Below are 20,271 nucleotides of genomic sequence, written 5' to 3' on the forward strand. Positions count from 1 at the left end.
TATTCAGGAGACAGGAGACAGGAGATTATTTTTCTTTATTCTTCCCACTTCCCACTTCCCACTTCCCCACTTCATAATTCATAATTCATAATTCATACTTTGTGCTTTTTGTCAAAAAAACTTTTTTTTTGCAATAAAACTACACAAAAAAAAGATCATCGTTATGGGTGAAATTGACTGATTTACCCGTCTTAATTAGGATAACCTTCTAGGTGTGGCAAGGGTTTCAACCATTGCTGCCCAAAAAAGCAGAAAATAACCCATTATGAAATTCTATCAAATCGCTGTTACCAGCGTAACATCGTTGTTAAATAAAAATCTTTCTCAATAAATTCTTAAGAATTTGTAAATATTGCGGAATGTTAATTTAAATATTCTCAAGTTTTTGGAGTCAATCAATAATTTTTGCTTATCTTTAGCCAACATTGGGTTAGGAGTCAGGAGTCAGGAGTCAGGAGTCGGGAGTCGGGAGTCGGGAGATAGGAGTCAGGAGTCAGGAGTCAGGAGTCAGGAGTCGGGAGTCGGGAGACAGTATTCAGGAGTCAGGAGTCATACTAAATCTGGTTATTAAAGACTGATTATGTATTCCCCCTTTTGCATGAGTGCATGAGTAGAAAGCGGGTTTCTCCGAGAAACCCGTTTTCTGTGCGTTACTCAACGGATTTAGTATCAGGAGTCAGGAGTCGGGAGATTATTTTTATCCCACTTCATAATTCATAATTCATAATTCATAATTCCCTCTTCCCACACAAGAAGATTATTTTCTGGAGAATAAAACGTAAAAACAGGGAATAATAAACAGAGTTAACAGAGTTGCTAAAGACAAACCCGAAAAAACGACAATTCCCAAAGGTTGCAGGAATTCTCCCCCCTCTCCCAATCCTAAAGCGAGGGGAAATAAACCTAAAACCGTGGTCACGGTAGTCATTAAAATCGGTCGTAAACGTTGGGGAGCGGCCTTTAAAATGGCTTGTAGTCGAGTAAAACCGAATTCTTGCCGCAATTGATTGGCTAATTCCACCATAATAATCCCGTTATTAACCACAATGCCCACCAATAAAACCACCCCGACAATGACAATGGCATTAATCGGGGTTTTGGTCAAATATAGTCCGAAAATTCCCCCCGCTAGGGCCAAAGGAACGGTTAACATAATCACCAAAGGGTCTATGAGCGAGTTATACTGCACAGCCATGACCACAAAGACTAAAAATACCGATAAACCCGCTAATAAACCCAAAGAACCCTGAATTTCTTGATTAGACGTGGCGGCAGCACTGGGTAAAATGCTGATACCATCGGGTAAGGGAGTGGAATTTAAAACCGATTGTACTCCCGCGAGTGCGTCACTTAATTTCGCCCCTTCGACTAAACTGCCGATAATAATAAAAACTTGACGCTGATTGATTCTCTGGATGACTCCGGGGGTTTTTCCCGCTTCAATCCGGGCTATATCTGCTAATTTTAAGTCTTCTTGTCTATTGACAAAAATAGGTATTTGTGATATGTCACTAATTTTTTGCCGCGAGTTGGGGTCCAATTGCACCCGGATATCGATTAATCTTTCTCCCCGTTGCAGTTGGGTGGGGATCGATCCTTGAATAGCGGTCCGTAGCGTTTGTCCCACTTCCAGGGTACTCAATCCCAAACTATTTAAGCGCGTCCAATCGGGTTTAATCTGAATTTCTGGTTGTCTGGGGTCAGCATCGGCACGAAAACGCGCACTAGAGACCTTTTCATCGAGAATACTGAGGATTTCTTCACCAGCTTGCTCTAAAGTTTTCCCATCGCGTCCCTGTAACATCACATCCACATCGGCACCGACGGAGGGAGAGTTGTTAAGAATAATACCGCGCACTTGACCGGGGGTGAGACGCAAACGCACGTTAACGAGGTTTAATTGCTCTAGTGCTTTGCTCATCCGTTCGATATATGCTTCTGTATTAGTGCCTTTTTTGAGATTAATCGTACTAGAAGCGCGCAAAATATTTTCATTGGTAGTTGTGCCAAAAAGAGAACCGCCACTGGTAGTAAAAACATACTCAGTTTCCGGCTGTGATAATAAAATCTTTTCTACTTCCCGCATCACCTGACGGTTAGTATTTAAATTGGTACCAGGAGGAAATTGGGCAAAAACGTTCACCTGTCCGGTTTGAATACGACTAAAGACTTCCTGGGGGATATATTGCCAGAGATAGAAACTACTTCCCCCGAAAATTAAAAAGGCCAGCAGGATAACAGGTATTCTGTAGTGGATGATTTTAGCTAAAAAACGACCGTAGAGGATGGTTAAACCTTCTAGACGTTGACTAAAGACTTTTAATAGCCAAAATCGCTGAATACGACTAGAAACCCGCATATTTAACAAACGACTGGCTAACATGGGAACAACGGTTAACGCACACAGCAGAGAAGCAGCCACAGCAAAACTGATAGTGAGGATAATCTCGTTAAACAGTAGGGAAATAAAACCACCCAGTAATAAAAATGGCAGTATAGAGACGAGATTAGTCGCAGTGGAGGCCACTAAAGCAGATTCTACCTCTTGGCTGCTATTCCGGGCAATTTCTAAAAAATCTTGCTTATTTTGGTTTTGATTAACTTTAAGGGCAATATTTTCCAGCATGACAATGGAATTATCCACCACGATACCCACCCCTAGGGCCAATCCTCCCAAACTAAACACATTTATCGATAACCCGAATAATTTCATACAGATAATTGCGACGAGGGTAGAAAGAGGAATCGCTAGGGTAATGATAAAAGTCTGTCGCAGAGAACCGAGAAAGACGAATACAGTCAGTCCTGCTAGAATTGTCCCCGCTAGTCCCGAGGAAACCACGTTATTAACCGCGTTTTGGATAAATACAGACTCATCGGTAGTGGTGACGACTTGTATTCCCTCTGGAATTAACCCGGATTTTTTTAATTCGGCAATGCGTTTTTTGACCCCTTCTACCACAGCAATCGTGTTCGCATTCGGTTGTTTTTGGACGCTAACCCTGACGGCATTTTTTCCATTTAGGGTGACAAAAATTCTTTGTTCTTCTGTCCCATCGATAACTCTGGCCACATCCCGCAGATAGATTTTTTCTTCGGGATTATTACTATCGGTCAGTGCTAAATCTTGGATATCCCCTACGTTTTTAAATTTCCCCACCGCACGGGTTAAAGGTTCCCCGGTTTCTCCCTCTAGTCGGCCCCCAGAGATGTCCTGATTGCGTCTTTTTAGGGTGTCTAAAACCTGATTTAATCCCACTCCTAAAAATTGTAATCGCTGCAGGTCAATATTAACTTGAATTTCTTCTCTAACTCCCCCAATCACGTCCACCACTGCCACTCCTTCCACAAATCCTAATTCTCTCCCTAATTCTTCATCGGCAAATAATCTTAAATCTTTTAGGGGTAGGGTATCGGAAACGAGAGCGAATTCATAGACGGGTAAACGAGAGGGTTCAAATTTATTTAAGCGCGGTTCCTCAATAATATCGGGTAAATTTTGTCGGACACGATTAAAACTTTCGGTAGCTTCATTTAAAGCGACATTTAAATCTCCCCCGGGTTGAAAAAATAAATCTACTCGCATCCTTCCCTCGCGAGTTTCTGAATAAACTTGCACTACTCCCTCGGTGGCACTCATTCCTTCTTCCAGGGGTTTAGTGACTTCTTCGAGAATGACTTCCGGGGACACTCCGGGTACATTCATCCTTAAACTAATGCGGGGATAAGTGATAGAAGGAAGCAAATCTACTTGTAAACGATTTAGAAAAAAAAGACCGATGATGATAACTGCTATAGTTAACATCAATACTCCTATGTGACGACGAATTGATAGACCGCTTAGGGAGATGTTTTCTGACATAATTATCTATGGGGGAGAGTAAACAGTGAACAGTAAACAGTAAACAGTAAACAGTGACCAATCACTGATAACTGATAACTGATTAATTGTGCATAACTCGACCGAAACTCCATAATTTTTGATAATAATGACGACTAACGCTATCCTGATCATCGGTGAGGAGATTTATAGCGATACCATTGTTACCTGTTTCTTGTCCTGAACTGTGGATATATTGATTATTGCCTAGATATAAAGCCACATGATTAACTCTTTTATCACCAAAGAAAATTAAATCTCCCGGTAGTAATTCCTCTCGGTTTATTTTTTGACAAAAAGCCTCCTGTTGATAGGAATCCCTCGGCAACCAAATGTCAAAGCTGGCAAAAGCGGCCTGGATTAATCCTGAACAATCGTAATTAGGTGCAAGGGTTCCACCCCAGAGATAATGATTGGTACGGTTCCTTGCTTCCTGAGTAAAAGTGATAATCTCAGGAATATGTTTTTCTATGTCTGAACGAGTTAGAGGAATTTTTTGATAAGCTGTGGTGGCCACCGCAATTGCATCTAAATCTTCTCCGGATAGCCAAGCTAAATAATTATCTTCCCTTAGCTGAATTTGTAGCCCTTTTTCGGTAATTTCTAGGGAAATAAATTTTAATTGTCTTCCCCGTTGTGCTTGGGTAGCTAACTCTTGACAACTGGGAGAATTGTAGAGATTTAAGTCTCTTTTACAGAGATATTCTTGGGTGGATGATAGGGGAAGAGAGATGATTTTCATAAAAAATATATCAGAATTATTTTGACAGAAAAAACTGCCCGACTAGCCAAAAACTAAGGTATAAATTGAGGATTGAATCAGAAAATAAATAAAGAGAATAACCTTAGTTCTGTTATCTTCAAGTTTCCACCTCTCTTAATTCTTTACTACAGAGATAAGCTGCCCGTGCCTTTAAATTGCTTGTTGAGATAAGGCACTCTTGCACTCTTGCAAGGGGCAAGACCCCCCCAACCCCCCACCCCCCCTGCCCCCCCGACATCGGGGGGGCGGGGGGCCGGGGAGATTGAGTTAATCTAAGGATAAGCGTTTAAAATGCGTCTTAGCATAATCTATAACTGAACTGAATCCCTGAAAAATTATTAAACCTCTGGCATAATCAACTTTTCAGGGTTCAAAAACGGCAAAAATAAGGATTAAATGGCATAAAATCGGTAAATAGACTATTTAACAGCTTATTATTCATTCTCAATTTTCCTGACTACTGACTACTGACCCCTAACCCTAACAACAATTTTTGATTTTTACAACAGGTCTATGATAGCCAGTTCCTTAACAATATGTTACAATAGCCGGCGAGAGGGGAGTGACCAATATCTGGAACTTTTGGGCTAGAGATAGATTCTAGGGATCAGCAGTCACCTCCTAAAGTAAGCTTTTAATCAGATGTTGAGGTTAGTCCATGGCCAATGTTTCGGGGCGGTTTGAAAAGCAAGAATACAGCCAAAACTCAGAAAATACCGTCGCAGTGGTCAGTTCAGTCATGTCTGGTTTAAAAAAAGCATCTCCCCTGCAAAAGGGCTTATTTTGGGGAATAACCCTCAGTTTTACCGCCCTAGTTTCCGCCACTCTCGGGGCTGCCGTCGCTTTAATTAGTCCCTTACCCGCACCAATTGGGGCTATCTTCCAAAAAACGACTTTTCCCACCCAAACAGACATCCTTGAGGCCCAAGCTTGGAATAGCTTAATCAATCAGCAGCTTTCTCGTCCTGTTAATATTTTAGTTATGGGCATCGATCGAGTTTTAGATGCCAAAAACAGCGACGATGTATTTAAAGGTCGCAGCGATACCATGCTCCTAGTGCGCTTCGATCCTAGCGATAAAACCGTGAGAATGCTGTCTATCCCTCGCGATAGCCGCGTCAGAATCCCCGGCCACGGTTTCACTAAAATTAACGATGCTAACGTTCACGGCGGACCGACTCTAGCAGCAGAAGTGGTCAGTAATACTTTAGGGGATGTCACCGTTGATCGCTATGTGCGGGTGACTACCGATGCCTTTAAGGAATTAGTCGATTTAGTCGGGGGTGTAGAGGTTTATGTACCCGAACGAATGTATCATAAAGATGTCACCCAAAAATTAGAAATTGATTTACAAGAGGGTTGGCAAAATCTCAACGGCGACCAAGCAGAACAATTTGCCCGTTTTCGTAACCAGCAATACGGCGATATTGGTCGCGTACAAAGACAACAAATTTTATTAAAAGCACTCCAACAAAAGATTTTTAGTCCGACAATTCTCCCCAGTCTCCCGAAAGCAGTACAGGTTTTACAACAATATATCGATACGAACTTAAGCGTCGAGGAAATGCTGGCTATTGCTAATTTTGGCCGGGAAATTAAACAGGATGACTTAAGAATGATCCTACTCCCTGGCCGGTTTAATAACCTCGAAGAATACGATGGTCGGAGTTATTGGATTTTGAACCGTAGCGAAATTAAGACCATTGTGGCTAATAATTTTACCGATAACTATTCCCAGGGAGAACCCTCCGTTTATAGTCTGCGGATTGCCATTCAAAATGCCACCCATACCAAAGGTTTAGCCCGTCGTACTCGTGATTATCTGGCCAAACAGGGCTACACAAATGTTTATATTAGCGATGACTCCTCTCAAAAGCTAGAAACCACGGCAATTATTGCCCAAAAAGGTGATATTCAGTCCGCTAACCTCTTGAAAAATCAATTGGGAATCGGTAAAGTAGAATCATCCTCCACTGGTGCTTTAGACTCAGACCTAACTATTCGGGTGGGTGATGATGCAGCCCAGTTTCTCAACGCTCAACAGTAACAATGTTGAAAAATTTTTTCAGTCTGGTTTTAATTATTTTGCTGGCGATTCTTTGGCTACTTTTTGCGGCCCGTCCGGGGGCTTTGGCCCAAGATAAAACGATTAACTATAGTTTTGCCCAGCTGCAAGATCGGGATTTTTCCCATCAGGATTTGCGCGGAGGAGTTTTCGCCGCTGCCGCTATGCGGGGAGTTAACCTAGAAGGGGCTGATTTATCCTATAGTATTCTCACCGAGGCTGTCCTCTTAAAAGCTAACTTAAAAGGGGCCGATTTAACCGCATCTTTGGTAGATAGAGTCACCCTCGATTTTGCCGATTTAACTAATACTATTTTTACCGATGCGATCGCTACTCGCAGCCGTTTTTATGACACAATTATTACCGGGGCCGATTTCACTAACGCGGTAATTGATAACTATCAGGTCAAGTTAATGTGTGAACGGGCCGATGGGATTAATCCAGTCACGGGAGTGGCCACCAGAGATAGTTTAGGCTGTGATTAGCAATTCCGGGCAGATTCTAGCTGACTGCTCAAAAATAGCCTACCTCCTACATCCCGGCTGTCTCGATCGAGACAGCCGGGATGTAGAATAAAAATACTGAGCGAGGCTAGAGAAAGGAGAGGGACTCTTGATAATCGTCATCGATAACTATGATAGTTTTACCTACAATTTAGTCCAGTATTTGGGAGAATTAGCCTCCGAGTTCCCGATCGCCGTGCCGATCGAGGTCTATCGTAATGATAAAATCGATCTGGCCACAATCGAACAAATGCGGCCGGATGGAATTGTCATTTCCCCCGGTCCCGGTCGTCCGGTCGATGCGGGCATATCTCTGGAATTAATCGCCAAATTTGGCCCCTATATGCCGATTTTGGGGGTCTGTCTCGGTCATCAAAGTATCGGTCAGGTATTCGGAGGGGATGTGGTCCGGGCCCCGGTCTTGATGCACGGCAAAACTTCGCCAATCTATCACAACAATGAAGGGGTATTTCAAGGGTTAGAAAATCCTTTTACTGCCACCCGTTACCATAGTTTAGTGGTCGAGCGCTCCACCATGCCGGATAATTTAGAGATCACGGCCTGGGTCGAAGATGGTACGGTCATGGGAGTCCGTCATCGGGATTACCCCCACATTCAAGGAGTACAATTTCATCCCGAAAGTATTTTAACCACTGCCGGCAAGGAACTTTTAAGAAACTTTCTCCGATCCCTCTAGTGTTTGCTAATCCCCAACCCCTGAAATTAACCTTAACTTGATTAATTCTGCATCTATATTTATGAAAAGGCGAAATTTTATCTTATCGGCGGGGGCAAGTTTCTTAACCGTGGGAGTAAGCGCAGTTTTAGCGGAAACTAAACCGAAACCGACTAACCCCACTTCCCCCCAAAAACCCGATAATTCCCTCTTAGTTCAATGGTTGGGTCATAGTTGCTTTTTATTCACTGGAGGAGGGCAAAGAGTCCTAGTTAATCCCTTCCGGGCGATTGGTTGTACGGCGGGTTTTCCTTTGCCAAAAGTAGAAGCAGATATCGTTTTAATTAGTAGTCAACTGTGGGATGAAGGGGCGGCCGAGAATTTACCCGGTAATCCGAAAATTTTGTTTGAGCCGGGGGCCTATGATCTTGGTAAATTAAAATTACAGGGCATTAGTATCGCCCACGATCGCATGGGTGGGCAACGTTTCGGTATGAATGTGGCCTGGCGTTGGACCCAAGCGGGGATTAGTATTGTCCATTTAGGGGGAGCAGCGGCCCCGCTCGCATTAGAACAAAGAATTCTCCTAGGTTCGCCAGATTTAGCTTTTATTCCCGTGGGAGGTGGTCCAAAAAATTATAATCCCCAAGAAGCAAAACAGGCGATCGAAGTTTTACAACCGCGAATTGCTGTCCCAACTCAATACTTTACCAGTGCCGCCGATAAAAATGCCTGTGAATTGGTGTCTGTAGATGAGTTTCTCAAGTTAGTCAAGGATAAAAATATCCGTTTAATCGAGGACAATAAATTACGGATTCGTGCCGCCGATTTACCGAAAAAAGGGACTCTCATTCGCGTGTTTGACTACCGCAAGCTGTTACAGAAATCCTAATTTTTAGGAGCCAATGACCTAGACCTAGGCCTATTGATTAACTAATTTTCCTCGTGTAACGCACCATCAATTTCCTGATATTCCCCGGGTTACGTTGTTGCTAACTCGCCCTACAGCCCTGATCATAAATCAGGGTTATAATTATTTTTAGTAAATTCCAGAATATTCAGCCCCAAAGAATGTCTATGTTACTGCAAGACCTAAAGGAAGAAGCGGTTAAGCTATCACCGAGCGATCGACTGGCGCTGGTTAGCGCCATTATTGAGTCCTTGCAGAGTACCCCAATTGCTAGACCTGATCGTTCTGGTGCAATTCAAAGGATGCGTGGCTTACTCAAAACAGACCAACTTGCACCAACCGACCAAGAAGTAACTGCCATGTTGGAAGAGCGTCGGGTGGAGAAATATCTTTAGTGAGAGTTTTAATTAATACTAATGTTCTGCTAGATTTTCTGTGTTCTCTAAAAATTGCTTTAACAATCTTATTGAAAATGTTTTTGCTGAAAGAATCTCGCTCTTTTTTTAGACAGGGATGGACAATTGCGGTTTTACTAATTGCCCTGCTTGTTTCCCTGCCGATTTTATCGGTTGCCAGTAGTTTATTAACTAATTCTAGTCAAGTCTGGCAACATCTGATCGAAACTGTTCTCTGGGATTATCTGGTTAATTCTTTTTGGTTAATGTGCGGGGTGGGCAGCGGCGTTTTAATCATCGGTGTCGGCACCGCTTGGTTAACAACGATGTGTCAATTTCCCGGTTGTCAACAATTTCAATGGTTATTATTACTACCCCTTGCCGCTCCTGCCTATCTCTTGGCCTATACTTATACCAATATGATGGACTATTTTGGTCCGGTGCAGACGTTCTTAAGAAGTGTTTTCGCTTGGGATAGTGTCGAGGATTATTGGTTTCCTAGTATCCGTTCTCTCTGGGGGGGGATTCTGATGTTAATACTGGTGCTTTATCCCTACGTTTATCTGTTAGCAAGGGTCGGTTTTTTAGAACAATCTGTCTGTACGGTGGAGGCAAGTCGCTCCTTGGGATGTAATCCTTGGCGCGGTTTTTTTACCGTCGCTTTACCCCTAGCAAGACCGGCAATTATGGCGGGATTAGCTCTAGCTTTAATGGAAACTCTTAATGATTTTGGTACGGTGCAGTATTTCGGAATTAATGCTTTTACCACGGGGATTTATAATACTTGGTTCGGTATGGGCGATCGCATAGCAGCGGGGCAGTTATCAACAGTTTTAATGGTATTTATCCTCGTTTTAGTTTTCCTTGAACAATCCTCCCGTCGTCAAGTTCGTTACTATGAAATGACCAATCGTTTCCAGTCACCGACTAAGTACGAACTAGGACTTGTTCGGAGTTTCTTGGCAATGATCTCCTGTTTTTTACCAGTATTTCTTGGGTTTATTGCCCCCGCTTTCTATCTGGCCTATCTAGCCTTTAATCACGCCCAAGAAACTTTTAATAATGACTTTTTTAGTTTATCGGGAAACAGTTTTTTTCTGGCTAGTTTAAGCGCAATTATTGCGGTAGTTTTAGCTTTAATTCTCGCCTACGGGGAAAGACTTAATCCGAATAAAACTCTTAAGCTTTCTGTGCGGATTGCTGCCGCTGGTTACGCTATCCCCGGCATTGTTATCGCCGTGGGGGTTTTAATTCCTATCGGTAAACTAGATAACTTTTTCAATCAAGGATTAAATATCAATTTAATTCTGAGCGGCACGATTTTCTGTGTGATTTTTGCCTATATTGTCCGGTTTTTAGCCGTAGCTTTTTCCACGTTAGAATCGAGTTTAAGTAAAATTAAACCTAGTTTAGATGATGCTTCCCGCAGCCTTGGCTATGGCACTGGTGCCACTTTAATTAAAGTGCATATTCCTCTTTTATCGGGGGGATTATTGACGGCGGCTATGTTAGTTTTTGTCGATGTGATGAAGGAATTACCGGCTACTTTGGTCTTAAGACCTTTTAATTTTGATACCCTGGCGGTGCGCGTTTATCAATACGCCAGTGATGAACGTTTGGTGGAAGCGGCAGCCCCGGCCCTGGCCATAGTCCTAGTGGGATTAATTCCGGTAATCTTTTTAAGTTGGCAAATTTCCCGAAGGGCGATCGATTAAATCAGTGGGCGAGCGCCAGGCGGCTTAGTTCGGTGTGGCTGAATAAATCTAAAAACCCTGTTGGATAATATTTTTAGGCCTTTTTAAAATCAAAAAGTGCCAGTCCTGGCAGTGATCGGGGGGGGAAATTTAGGCACTTTTTGCCTGAAAATGGGTAAAACCCCACACCCCACACCCCCCCTGCCCCCCCGATGTCGGGGGGGTTGGGGGGGCCACACCCTGCCTCCACGAAAAACTTTTTCGGTAAATCCTAGTTCTATAGTCTAGTACAAAATAATGTTACAGTTCTTGACAAGACTACTAGAGAGAGGGGGTGTCAGTGATAGGATTCCCTAAAACCCCTTTTCTTTATTTTTGTAGAGAGAACAAAATCCTATGACAGAACTTTCTGGAAAAGCTCCTAAGTTCGGTGGCAGCACGGGCGGTTTACTCGCCAAAGCCGATCTGGAAGAAAAGTACGCCATCACCTGGACAAGCAGCAAAGAACAAGTCTTTGAAATGCCCACCGGTGGCGCCGCTATCATGAACGAAGGCGAAAATCTCCTCTATTTAGCCCGCAAAGAACACGCGCTCGCTCTTGGTACCCAATTGCGGACGAAATTCAAGCCCAAAATCGAAGATTACAAAATCTATCGGATTTACCCCAGTGGTGAAGTGCAGTATCTCCACCCTGCTGATGGTGTCTTCCCCGAAAAAGTTAACGCCGGTCGTGAATTTTTCGGCAAAAAAGACCGCAATATCGGCAAAAACCCCGAACCAGCGACAATTAAGTTCTCTGGTGTCACTCCCTACGAAGCATAAATAATCCCTAAAATCGAGAGTGGGGAGTTAGATTTAGAAGCTATTTAGCCCCAAGATTTAACTTCTGACTCTCGATTTCTGTTACTTCCCACTTCCCACTTCCCATTTCCCACTCCTTCATAACTCCTAATTCCTAATTCCTAATTCCTTCTTCCCACTCTCCTATACCTTTTAAACAGGATTTAGTATCAGTTTTCTCCCCTACAAGTGTTGTGCTATCCGTTTCCTGAACCATCAAAATATGATCTTCCCCGACTTCGATCGCTTTCGTCAACTCGCCGGCCAAGGTAACTTTATTCCTGTCTATCAAGAATGGATCGCTGACCTAGAAACGCCCGTTTCGGCCTGGTATAAAATTTGTGCCGATCAAGCCTACAATTTTTTATTAGAGTCGGTGGAAGGGGGCGAAACCTTGGGACGCTACAGCTTTTTAGGAGGCGATCCCGTCTGGGTATTAGAAGCGCGGGGAAACACCACTACCCAAACTTTTCGCGATGGTTCTCAAGAGATTTTTTCCGGGGATCCTTTCGAGATTTTAACTCAATGTTTAGCCCCGATTGTGCCGGTTAAATTGCCGCAATTACCCGCAGGAATAGGGGGTTTATTTGGTTTTTGGGGTTATGAATTAATTAATTGGATCGAACCGCGAGTGCCTATTTATCCCGCTACCGATGCCGATCTACCGGATGGTATTTGGATGCAGGTGGATAATCTGATTATTTTCGATCAAGTTAAACGGAAAATCTGGGCGATAGCTTATGCCGATACCCGGGGTAATAATCCCGATTTAGCGGCCGCTTATCAAGCGGCCTGCGATCAAGTGACCCAGTTAGTTCTCAAGTTACGATTACCCCTACCAACTAATGCCAAAACTCTAGAATTATTACCGGTTGGTCAGGGGAAAGAATTAGTCTATGAAAGCAATACAACTCAGGAAAAATTCTGTCAAAATGTCCTGAAAGCCAAGGATTATATCAAAGCGGGGGATATTTTTCAGGTGGTTATTTCCCAGCGTTTAAATGCCAATTATCAGGGTCATCCTTTCGATTTATATCGTTCCCTGCGTCTGATTAATCCTTCTCCTTACATGGCTTTTTATAACTTTAAGGATTGGCAGATTATTGGCTCTAGTCCTGAAGTGATGGTTAAGGCAGAACGGGACGAATTAGGTAAAATAAAGGCTACGGTCAGACCAATTGCTGGCACCCGTCGCCGGGGACAAAACTTCAGTGAAGACCAAGCTTTAGCAACGGATTTACTGCAAGATCCCAAAGAAATTGCCGAGCATATTATGTTAGTGGATTTGGGCAGAAATGATCTAGGCCGGGTGTGCGATCGAGGTACGGTCAAAGTGGATGAATTAATGATCATTGAACGTTATTCCCACGTTATGCACATTGTTAGTAATGTGGTGGGGGATTTAGCAACCGATAAAACTGCTTGGGATTTATTAAAAGCTTGTTTTCCGGCGGGAACCGTCAGTGGGGCCCCGAAAATTCGCGCCATGGAAATTATCCATGAATTAGAACCCTGTCGTCGTGGTCCCTATTCAGGGGTTTATGGTTACTACGATTTTGAGGGACAGTTAAATAGTGCGATCACGATTCGCACTATGATTGTTCGTCCCCAAGGTAATCAAAATTATCTGGTTTCTGTGCAAGCGGGAGCGGGGTTAGTAGCCGATTCTGAGCCGGAGAAAGAGTACGAAGAAACCCTCAACAAAGCGAGGGGTTTATTGGAGGCAATTCGCTGTTTAAGTTAGATTTTTTAGCCCAGAATCCAGTTAAGGGGATTTTACCATGATTTCCGAGAAGGAATAGGGTTAACCAACCAGGAGAACATCAAGGTTCCAGCTTATTGCCATAAGTTTAGCGAGGGGTAATAGTTAATAAAACCTGATAGGAGTTTAGCGGAGTCGTACTCGTCGTAAACACCAATAAAACTTGGTTATTATTAAGGGAGATGGGTGAACCGCTGCTTTTAGAGGTATATGCCTCTATTGTTTTACCCGTATTGGGATCCACAGTTCGGTTATTATACAGGTCATTGACATTTATAATAACAGCTTCTCCAGCATTTACCTGAAGAGTTGAAGGAATAGCTACTCCTGTTGGCTGAGCATTAGGGTCAGGCGAAGCAGCCACAGTGCAGGGGGAACAATCGGGGCCTTGAATAAGTTCAGCCATAACATTTGCTGCTGTGGTAAGGACGGGTATAGTTTCTATTTTCTTAGCTCCTATATTAGCTCCCAGATCAAAAGTGGGCTCAGGAGGGGTTATGAGGCAAATTGGGTCACTTTTACTACAGATAGCTCTGGTGGCAACTCTGGTACTGGCAGCGTAGTCAACTTTATCCCTTTTTCCAGCAGTCAGAGTAGTCATCTCTACCTGAGCGTTGGCATTCAAAATCACTTGATCACCACCTGTGCGAACACAGGTATAAAAACCGTCCGCACTGCTAGGATTGGCGGGGATTCGGTTAAAATCCGTAGGACAATTGGGGTTAACAGCATCCTCTGCTAACATATCAGTGACGGGGGAATGTTGCCAAGAAGAAGTAATATCGTAGTTGCCATTAGCGTCCAAGTTCGGACCATAGCGCCACAAGACTCGCGGACCGGTTAAGCTATTTTCAGGGTCTGTGGTATAGTAAACGATCTGGCCAGGGAGCGCAATGATGGGATTGTTGGGGTCGGGAATTCGGAAAGCAAGAACTGCTAGCGCTTCTTTGTCTACTTTTATTTTTCCCCAATCGGGTACTTGAGTCGTATCGATCGCAGCTTCAGTCGGAGCGATAATTCTTGCCCGTCTCAGGTCGTCTGAAACAAACTCTAGAGTACGATTAAGATTATTTCGGATTTCACTATCGGCATTAGCTCGATAATTGCTTCTGAGCAGGTTAATCACGCCAATTCCCGACACCAAGACGGCAATCAGCATCATTACACCTGCCAGTAAAACTTCTGTAATCGTGAAACCCGCTTGCAGACGACGATGGGCGGATTTTTTCTGTAAACGACCTAAGTGATTGATATACTCTAAATAAAAACGCATAGTTTTAACCCGTGCCAATTCCTATTTTCTATACTTCCCTAGACATTTAACATTATATTGCAGTCCCAGAGATTTGATCAAACTAGGTGATTCTGTTCACAGCTATTAACCGCTTTGGGGAGCAGGTGATTTTACTGGTGAGTTTTTCGTACACTTGTATTATTATAATGGTTGAGCCTCAAGGAGATAAGAAGGCCCAAGCACTGGTTACAATCAAGGATAAGTAATTTTTCGATCGATGTCATCTAAAAATAATCATGCGTCTCTTACACACCATGCTCCGGGTCAATAACTTGCAGGAATCTCTACAATTTTACTGCGATGTGCTAGGAATGAAGTTACTGCGCCAGAAAGACTATCCCAATGGTCAATTTACCCTCGCTTTCGTCGGTTATGGCGATGAGGCTAATCATGCTGTCATCGAACTGACCTATAATTGGGGAGTCGATCGCTACGAAGTGGGTAATGCTTACGGTCATATTGCCCTAGGCGTGGATGATATCCATAGCACCTGTGAGAAAATTAAAGTCCTTGGTGGTAATGTTACCAGGGAGCCGGGCCCGATGAAACACGGTTCTACGGTGATTGCTTTCGTGGAAGATCCTAATGGCTACAAGATCGAGTTAATTCAACTAGGAACCCAGGGTGCTGCCGTGGCTACGGCTTAATCAAAAACTTATGACTGTTGAAATTGAACGGAAGTTTCTGGTTAAAGGGGATTCTTGGCGATCGCTTGCGACCGGGAAGTTGTATCGTCAGGGATATATTCCTACCCAAGAGGGATTGACAACTGTGCGAGTTCGTGTAGTTGGAGATCTGGGTTATTTAACCATTAAAGGCAAGACTGAGGGTATTAGTCGGCTGGAATTCGAGTATGCAATTCCTCTAGAAGATGCGGAGATCATGTTAGAAAACCTCTGTAAAAAACCTTTAATTGAAAAAATTCGTCATCGCATTTCTTTGGATGATTTAACTTGGGAAGTTGATGAGTTTTTAGGAGATAATCAAGGTTTAATTATGGCTGAAATTGAGTTAGAACAAGAGGAGCAAGTCATTACTATTCCTGATTGGATCGGCGAAGAAGTCACGGGAGATGGGCGCTACTACAATAGCAACTTACAGAAATTTCCCTATAAAATGTGGTCATTGTAGTATTAATTTACTCCCCGTTTAACTCTGGGTAGATACGGCTTTTTCTGCTTCGTTTAGCTTATTTGTTACCCGTCGGAGAACGCCATTAATAAAGCGATAACCTTCATCATCAGAATAACGTTTGGCTAATTCGATCGCTTCATTAATTGCTACTTTTTGAGGTATATCGAGATAGAGCATTTCTGCCACGGCAATTTGCAGGATATCCCGATCAATTCTTGGTAAACGATGCAGTTGCCAATCTACTAAAGCGCTGGTTAATTCCTGTTCGATTTCCGCACGACGACGATAGACTGTACCGATTAATTCTAGGGCATATTCCCGCACTTCGTACTGACTAGATAACTGGACAATTTCGGGAAAATCTATCACGGTTCCCAAACGATTAATGGCATTATGGGTAAGAGAAATTGCCTCTTTTACCATGGTTTGGGCGCTTTTTAGATTTGTTGCCTTAGTATCACTAGCGAGAATTCGTTCATTACCACGACTAATTTCAGCAGCGGCAGTTTCTAAGGTTTCTTGAATTTCCAGGGTTAAGGTTCTAACTGCGACTAAAATTAAATCGTTTAAAGTTTGCTGTTCCAGGTTTTCAGGATTGCCTTTAATCTGACTTAAACTCAAAAGGGCAAGTTCTCGGGCAATGCGGCGGGGTTGTTGACGGGGAGGCATAGAAGTTTAGAAGTAGAGGAAAGAAAATTATACAACTTTATCGATCGCTATTCGGTTGGGTTAATTTTTCTCAGCGATCAATTCTTGACTAACCTCTATCCTAGCATAAAAGCTGCCAAGATTTAACTTTTCAAGTTTTAATTAGACAAAAGACAATATCTATCTTGAATCTCCCCTAGTTTAGTCTCAGCTTCTTGAGCATTAATAGCTAATTGGGCAAACTCTAGAAAGCGTTTTAATTCCTTGCGTAATAAATTCCTTTCTACTTCCCAGATTTCTCGATCTAAGGTGGGTGGCATAACAATCATATCAAATAAAGTGGCCTGTTTTTTTTCGGGATGGGGGCGCAATATTCGCCCGCGACGCTGAATAAATTGTCGAGGATTACCACTACTAGCCAGAATGACTGCGTTTTGAATTGATGGCAGATCTACTCCCTCATCTAAACATCTAATTGCCACTAATCCTTGCAGATAACCCTCCTCAAATTGTTGGCGAATTTTTTCTCGTTCTTCTAGGGAAGTTTCTGCGGTGTAGGTAGCAACTCGATAACCTAATTGATTGCCCAATAAATGAGTAACTGCCTCTACTTGACGACGATAATTAGCAGTATAATTTTCCAGATAACCATCCCCACAATAAAATAAAGTATGATTCGTATCTAAACGCTCTTGCATCAGTTGTTGTAAAGCCTGTAATTTATTACTTGCTGAACCGACTAATCGTGACCTTTGCATTAACAATGCTGTCAAATTTTCATTGCCATTGAAATTACTATTTTTCTGTAAAATCCAGCCGATCCTTTGGGTTAATTTTGCGTATAATAAAGCCTCACCATCGGTTAATTCAACCAAGACTGGATAATAAAAATAATTGACTAAAGCACCTTTACTAATAGCATCAGCTAGGGTAAATTCTGGCTGTAGAATTTGCCCAAAATAATCAAGAATAGCGTCGGTTCCTTCCTCATCAAAATATCTTTCAGGAGTGGCGGATAAAGCCAATCTTAGACCTAAAGAACGGGGTAATAACTCTTCTAATCGGGGGGAACCTAAATTATGGGCTTCATCACCAACGATTAAAGTTTTATCAGGAAAAAATTTTATTTGTGATTGAAACCCCTCGCTAATAAAAGTTGAGTTAGTAGTTAAAATAGTGACAAATTTTTGATTACCCGCTTGCACATTATATAATTCTGTGGATAGTTGACTTTGCCATATATGGACACTTTCGTAGGCTAAAATAGGTTTAAGATTAAATTTTTCCGCTTCTCGTTGCCATTGATTGACTAGGTGACGATAGGGGCAAATCACTAATAATACTTGCAATTCTATCGCTTGGTAAAGTTCCATGGCAATAGCTAAAGCAGTAATAGTTTTACCGCTGCCGGTGGCCATTTTTAAAGTTCCCCGTCCCCGATTACGAAACCAACTGATAATCGCTGTATTTTGGTAGTCTCTCAACTCTAAATCGGGGGGAATTCTAGGAATACCAGAGGGATTAACTCGATAGAATCCTCGCAATTCAGCAACTTGCTTGATTTTGCGGGAACTCAGAAAATCCCTAGTTATTTTTTCCCAATCTATCCAGCAATTATTCATAAGACCTCTTGTAAAAATCAAAAATTGTTGTTAGGGTTAGGAGTCAGTAGCCAGTAGTCAGTAGTCAGGAGAATTAAGAATAAATAATCATCAGTTAAATGGTCTATTTACAGACTTTAGGCAATTTAATCCTTATTTTTGCCGTTTTTGAACCCTGAAAAATTAATTATGCAAGAGGTTTATAATACTAAATCCTGTTTAAAAAGTATAGGGGAGCAGCGGAGCGCCGGAGCGGGGAGAAACAATCCATAGCTTGGGAGTTAATCACACTATTACAAATAGTTTTGGTATAAGCTCAAAAATAGCAAAAAGCCAAAAAATTAAAAGCTAAAGGTTTCTCCCTATACAATTGGGATGGACTAAAAAGACCATCCCACAGCTGTCAAACCACTCTTAACTGTTATCCTGGAAACCTAGAAAAGGATTAGGATAATTTACCTGGTCGCTACTTCCTCTTTTTGGGGAGTATTTTGCCGAAGTTTTTCTTGATCTTGGCGACGTTTTTTAGCATAAAGTTGGATTGTCACCGCCATTAATACCACTAAAGCTACAATTAACCAAGTGGTCAAATCGAGGGGTAATTGATTCTTAAATACTGCCAAAAGGACAATAACTACTAATAACAGGGTTGGTGCTTCATTTAACGCCCGGAATTGTTGTCCCGTCCAATTACATTCCCCTTTTTCTAGCTTTTTCATGATGCGACCACAGTAGAAATGATAGAGCAGTAAAAGAACCACAAAGGATAATTTAATATGTAACCATCCCGATTTTAAAATTTCCGGTTCTGTGGAGATTAAACCGATCGCCATGGCCAGGGTGACAATCATCCCCGGTGTGGTAATGATATTGTAGAGTCGCTTCTCCATGATCTCGTATTGCGCTTTCAGAATAGCTTGTGCGGGTTCCGTTTCTGTTGCTGCCTCCGCATGATATACAAACAAACGTACTAAATAAAATAATCCCGCAAACCAAACAACCACCCCAATCAGGTGAAATGCTTTAAACCAATAGTAAGCCATAGTCTATATTGTGATCTGAGTCCCGAATTACTTAGTTTAACAGTTGTCCATACTTTCCCAGACTACCCCTAGACAAAAGTTTAGACGGAAAATAGGGGTTGGGGGTTGGGGAGAGACTAGAGTTACAGGCATTTTACAACTAAGAGGAAGGTGAATCGACAAACCCTTCGGTAAATCAGCAACTAGAGTCAGACAAACCAGAAGAAAACAAGAAATCCGACGGAAGGGGTTTGAGCTTGAGAGTTTGGCTATCGACTCAGCTATGGGAACCCGATCCGATCGCTTCGATCAGTTAGAATAAAAATATGGGAAAAAAATTATTTATTTTCGGGAACCTTTACTGACTTCTCCCGTCCTCAACCTCTGAGTGAGGAGCTTATACCCTTGAGGAAATCCCATGAGTCAATCGATTCCAGCATCTTGGTCACTTGAGTCCAAAAAGTCTCAAAACCCCGTGTCCCCTGACAAACTCTCCAACTACGATCTAATTGCACGCTGTCAGGAAGGGTGTCAGCCAGATCGAGCAGCTTTTGCGGAACTGCTGCGACGCTATCAAGCTCATGTTGATAAATTACTCTATCATTTGGCTCCCGATTGGCAAGATCGCGCTGATTTGGCTCAAGAGGTCTGGATTCGCGTCTATCGCAATATTAACCGTCTCCATGAACCCCTCAAGTTCCGTGGTTGGTTAAGTCGCATTGCTACCAATCTTTTTTACGACGAATTGCGGAAACGCAAGCGGGTTAATCACCCCATTTCCCTCGATGCTCCCCGGCGCGTGGAAGATGGCGAAATCGATTGGGATATCGAGTCCGATTACCCCAGTCCCGATGAACATCTCACCACCCACGAATTCTACGATCAATTACAGGCGGCGATCGCTGATTTACCTGAAGCTTTTCGGACAACTATTATTCTCCGAGAAATTGAAGGTATGGCCTACGAAGAAATTGCCGAGATCACGGAAGTTTCTTTAGGAACTGTTAAATCCCGCATTGCTCGCGCTCGCGCTAAATTACAATCTGTTTTACAGCCCTATTTTACGGAAGGCTAAAGAAAATTG

Annotated in this window: 17 protein-coding genes; 11 read left to right on the plus strand and 6 right to left on the minus strand. The window is 42.7% G+C overall.

The genetic code is table 11. The features are described 5' to 3' along the window. Window positions 1-757: 757 nt before the first annotated feature. Both RAM70_RS20380 and RAM70_RS20385 read right to left on the minus strand, forming a co-directional pair. Window positions 758-3,862 carry an efflux RND transporter permease subunit gene (locus tag RAM70_RS20380; RefSeq protein WP_312675375.1) on the minus strand — a complete coding sequence of 1,035 codons (3,105 nt, stop codon included), beginning with the start codon at window positions 3,860-3,862 and terminating at the stop codon, window positions 758-760. 82 nt (window positions 3,863-3,944) lie between these two features. After that, the gene (locus RAM70_RS20385) at window positions 3,945-4,622 is read right to left on the minus strand and encodes a C40 family peptidase (RefSeq protein ID WP_045358744.1); all 678 of its coding nucleotides are present in this window, start codon (window positions 4,620-4,622) and stop codon (window positions 3,945-3,947) included. Between the two features lie 679 nt (window positions 4,623-5,301). Between RAM70_RS20385 and RAM70_RS20390 the strand changes: the two genes are divergently transcribed. The 8 genes from RAM70_RS20390 to trpE all read left to right on the plus strand — a co-directional run bounded on the left by RAM70_RS20390 (window position 5,302) and on the right by trpE (window position 13,470). Next, window positions 5,302-6,690 carry an LCP family protein gene (locus RAM70_RS20390; RefSeq protein WP_190380094.1) on the plus strand — a complete coding sequence of 463 codons (1,389 nt, stop codon included), beginning with the start codon at window positions 5,302-5,304 and terminating at the stop codon, window positions 6,688-6,690. 2 nt (window positions 6,691-6,692) lie between these two features. Next, window positions 6,693-7,193 (plus strand): pentapeptide repeat-containing protein, encoded by a 501-nt coding sequence (locus RAM70_RS20395; protein ID WP_045358742.1) that lies wholly within the window; start codon window positions 6,693-6,695, stop codon window positions 7,191-7,193. Between the two features lie 127 nt (window positions 7,194-7,320). Then, window positions 7,321-7,908, plus strand: a complete 588-nt coding sequence (locus RAM70_RS20400) for an anthranilate synthase component II (protein WP_045358741.1) — start codon at window positions 7,321-7,323, stop codon at window positions 7,906-7,908. 61 nt (window positions 7,909-7,969) lie between these two features. Continuing rightward, entirely contained in the window at window positions 7,970-8,779 is an 810-nt protein-coding gene (locus RAM70_RS20405; RefSeq protein ID WP_045358740.1) for an MBL fold metallo-hydrolase, read from the plus strand. 179 nt (window positions 8,780-8,958) lie between these two features. Next, a complete protein-coding gene (locus tag RAM70_RS20410; RefSeq protein WP_312675376.1) occupies window positions 8,959-9,192 on the plus strand; it encodes a hypothetical protein in 234 nt (77 codons plus the stop codon). Between the two features lie 77 nt (window positions 9,193-9,269). After that, entirely contained in the window at window positions 9,270-10,907 is a 1,638-nt protein-coding gene (locus tag RAM70_RS20415) for an ABC transporter permease (RefSeq protein ID WP_045358842.1), read from the plus strand. Between the two features lie 375 nt (window positions 10,908-11,282). Further along, window positions 11,283-11,708, plus strand: a complete 426-nt coding sequence (locus tag RAM70_RS20420) for a photosystem I reaction center subunit II PsaD (RefSeq protein WP_045358736.1) — start codon at window positions 11,283-11,285, stop codon at window positions 11,706-11,708. A 241-nt stretch (window positions 11,709-11,949) separates the two neighbouring features. After that, a complete protein-coding gene (gene trpE, locus RAM70_RS20425; RefSeq protein ID WP_312675377.1) occupies window positions 11,950-13,470 on the plus strand; it encodes an anthranilate synthase component I in 1,521 nt (506 codons plus the stop codon). A 106-nt stretch (window positions 13,471-13,576) separates the two neighbouring features. On the opposite strand, the gene RAM70_RS20430 is transcribed toward trpE, so the two are convergent. Beyond that, a complete protein-coding gene (locus RAM70_RS20430) occupies window positions 13,577-14,761 on the minus strand; it encodes a PulJ/GspJ family protein (protein ID WP_312675379.1) in 1,185 nt (394 codons plus the stop codon). Between the two features lie 257 nt (window positions 14,762-15,018). Between RAM70_RS20430 and gloA the strand changes: the two genes are divergently transcribed. Together gloA and RAM70_RS20440 are read left to right on the plus strand one after the other, a co-directional pair. Then, a complete protein-coding gene (gene gloA / locus RAM70_RS20435) occupies window positions 15,019-15,429 on the plus strand; it encodes a lactoylglutathione lyase (protein WP_190380097.1) in 411 nt (136 codons plus the stop codon). A 10-nt stretch (window positions 15,430-15,439) separates the two neighbouring features. Then, a complete protein-coding gene (locus RAM70_RS20440; protein WP_045358732.1) occupies window positions 15,440-15,913 on the plus strand; it encodes a CYTH domain-containing protein in 474 nt (157 codons plus the stop codon). Window positions 15,914-15,931: 18 nt separating this feature from the next. On the opposite strand, the gene nusB is transcribed toward RAM70_RS20440, so the two are convergent. The 3 genes from nusB to hemJ all read right to left on the minus strand — a co-directional run bounded on the left by nusB (window position 15,932) and on the right by hemJ (window position 19,208). Next, entirely contained in the window at window positions 15,932-16,585 is a 654-nt protein-coding gene (nusB, locus tag RAM70_RS20445) for a transcription antitermination factor NusB (RefSeq protein ID WP_002789075.1), read from the minus strand. A gap of 137 nt (window positions 16,586-16,722) precedes the next feature. Beyond that, window positions 16,723-18,186 (minus strand): DNA phosphorothioation system restriction enzyme, encoded by a 1,464-nt coding sequence (locus tag RAM70_RS20450; protein WP_045358731.1) that lies wholly within the window; start codon window positions 18,184-18,186, stop codon window positions 16,723-16,725. 434 nt (window positions 18,187-18,620) lie between these two features. Beyond that, window positions 18,621-19,208 (minus strand): protoporphyrinogen oxidase HemJ, encoded by a 588-nt coding sequence (gene hemJ / locus RAM70_RS20455; protein WP_045358730.1) that lies wholly within the window; start codon window positions 19,206-19,208, stop codon window positions 18,621-18,623. A 397-nt stretch (window positions 19,209-19,605) separates the two neighbouring features. On the opposite strand from hemJ, the gene RAM70_RS20460 reads away from it, so the two are divergent. Continuing rightward, complete coding sequence (locus RAM70_RS20460; protein ID WP_045358729.1) at window positions 19,606-20,262, plus strand: sigma-70 family RNA polymerase sigma factor; 657 nt, start codon at window positions 19,606-19,608, stop codon at window positions 20,260-20,262. Window positions 20,263-20,271 lie beyond the last annotated feature (9 nt).

The sequence above is a fragment of the Microcystis wesenbergii NRERC-220 genome, from assembly GCF_032027425.1.
GTDB lineage: Bacteria > Cyanobacteriota > Cyanobacteriia > Cyanobacteriales > Microcystaceae > Microcystis > Microcystis wesenbergii_A.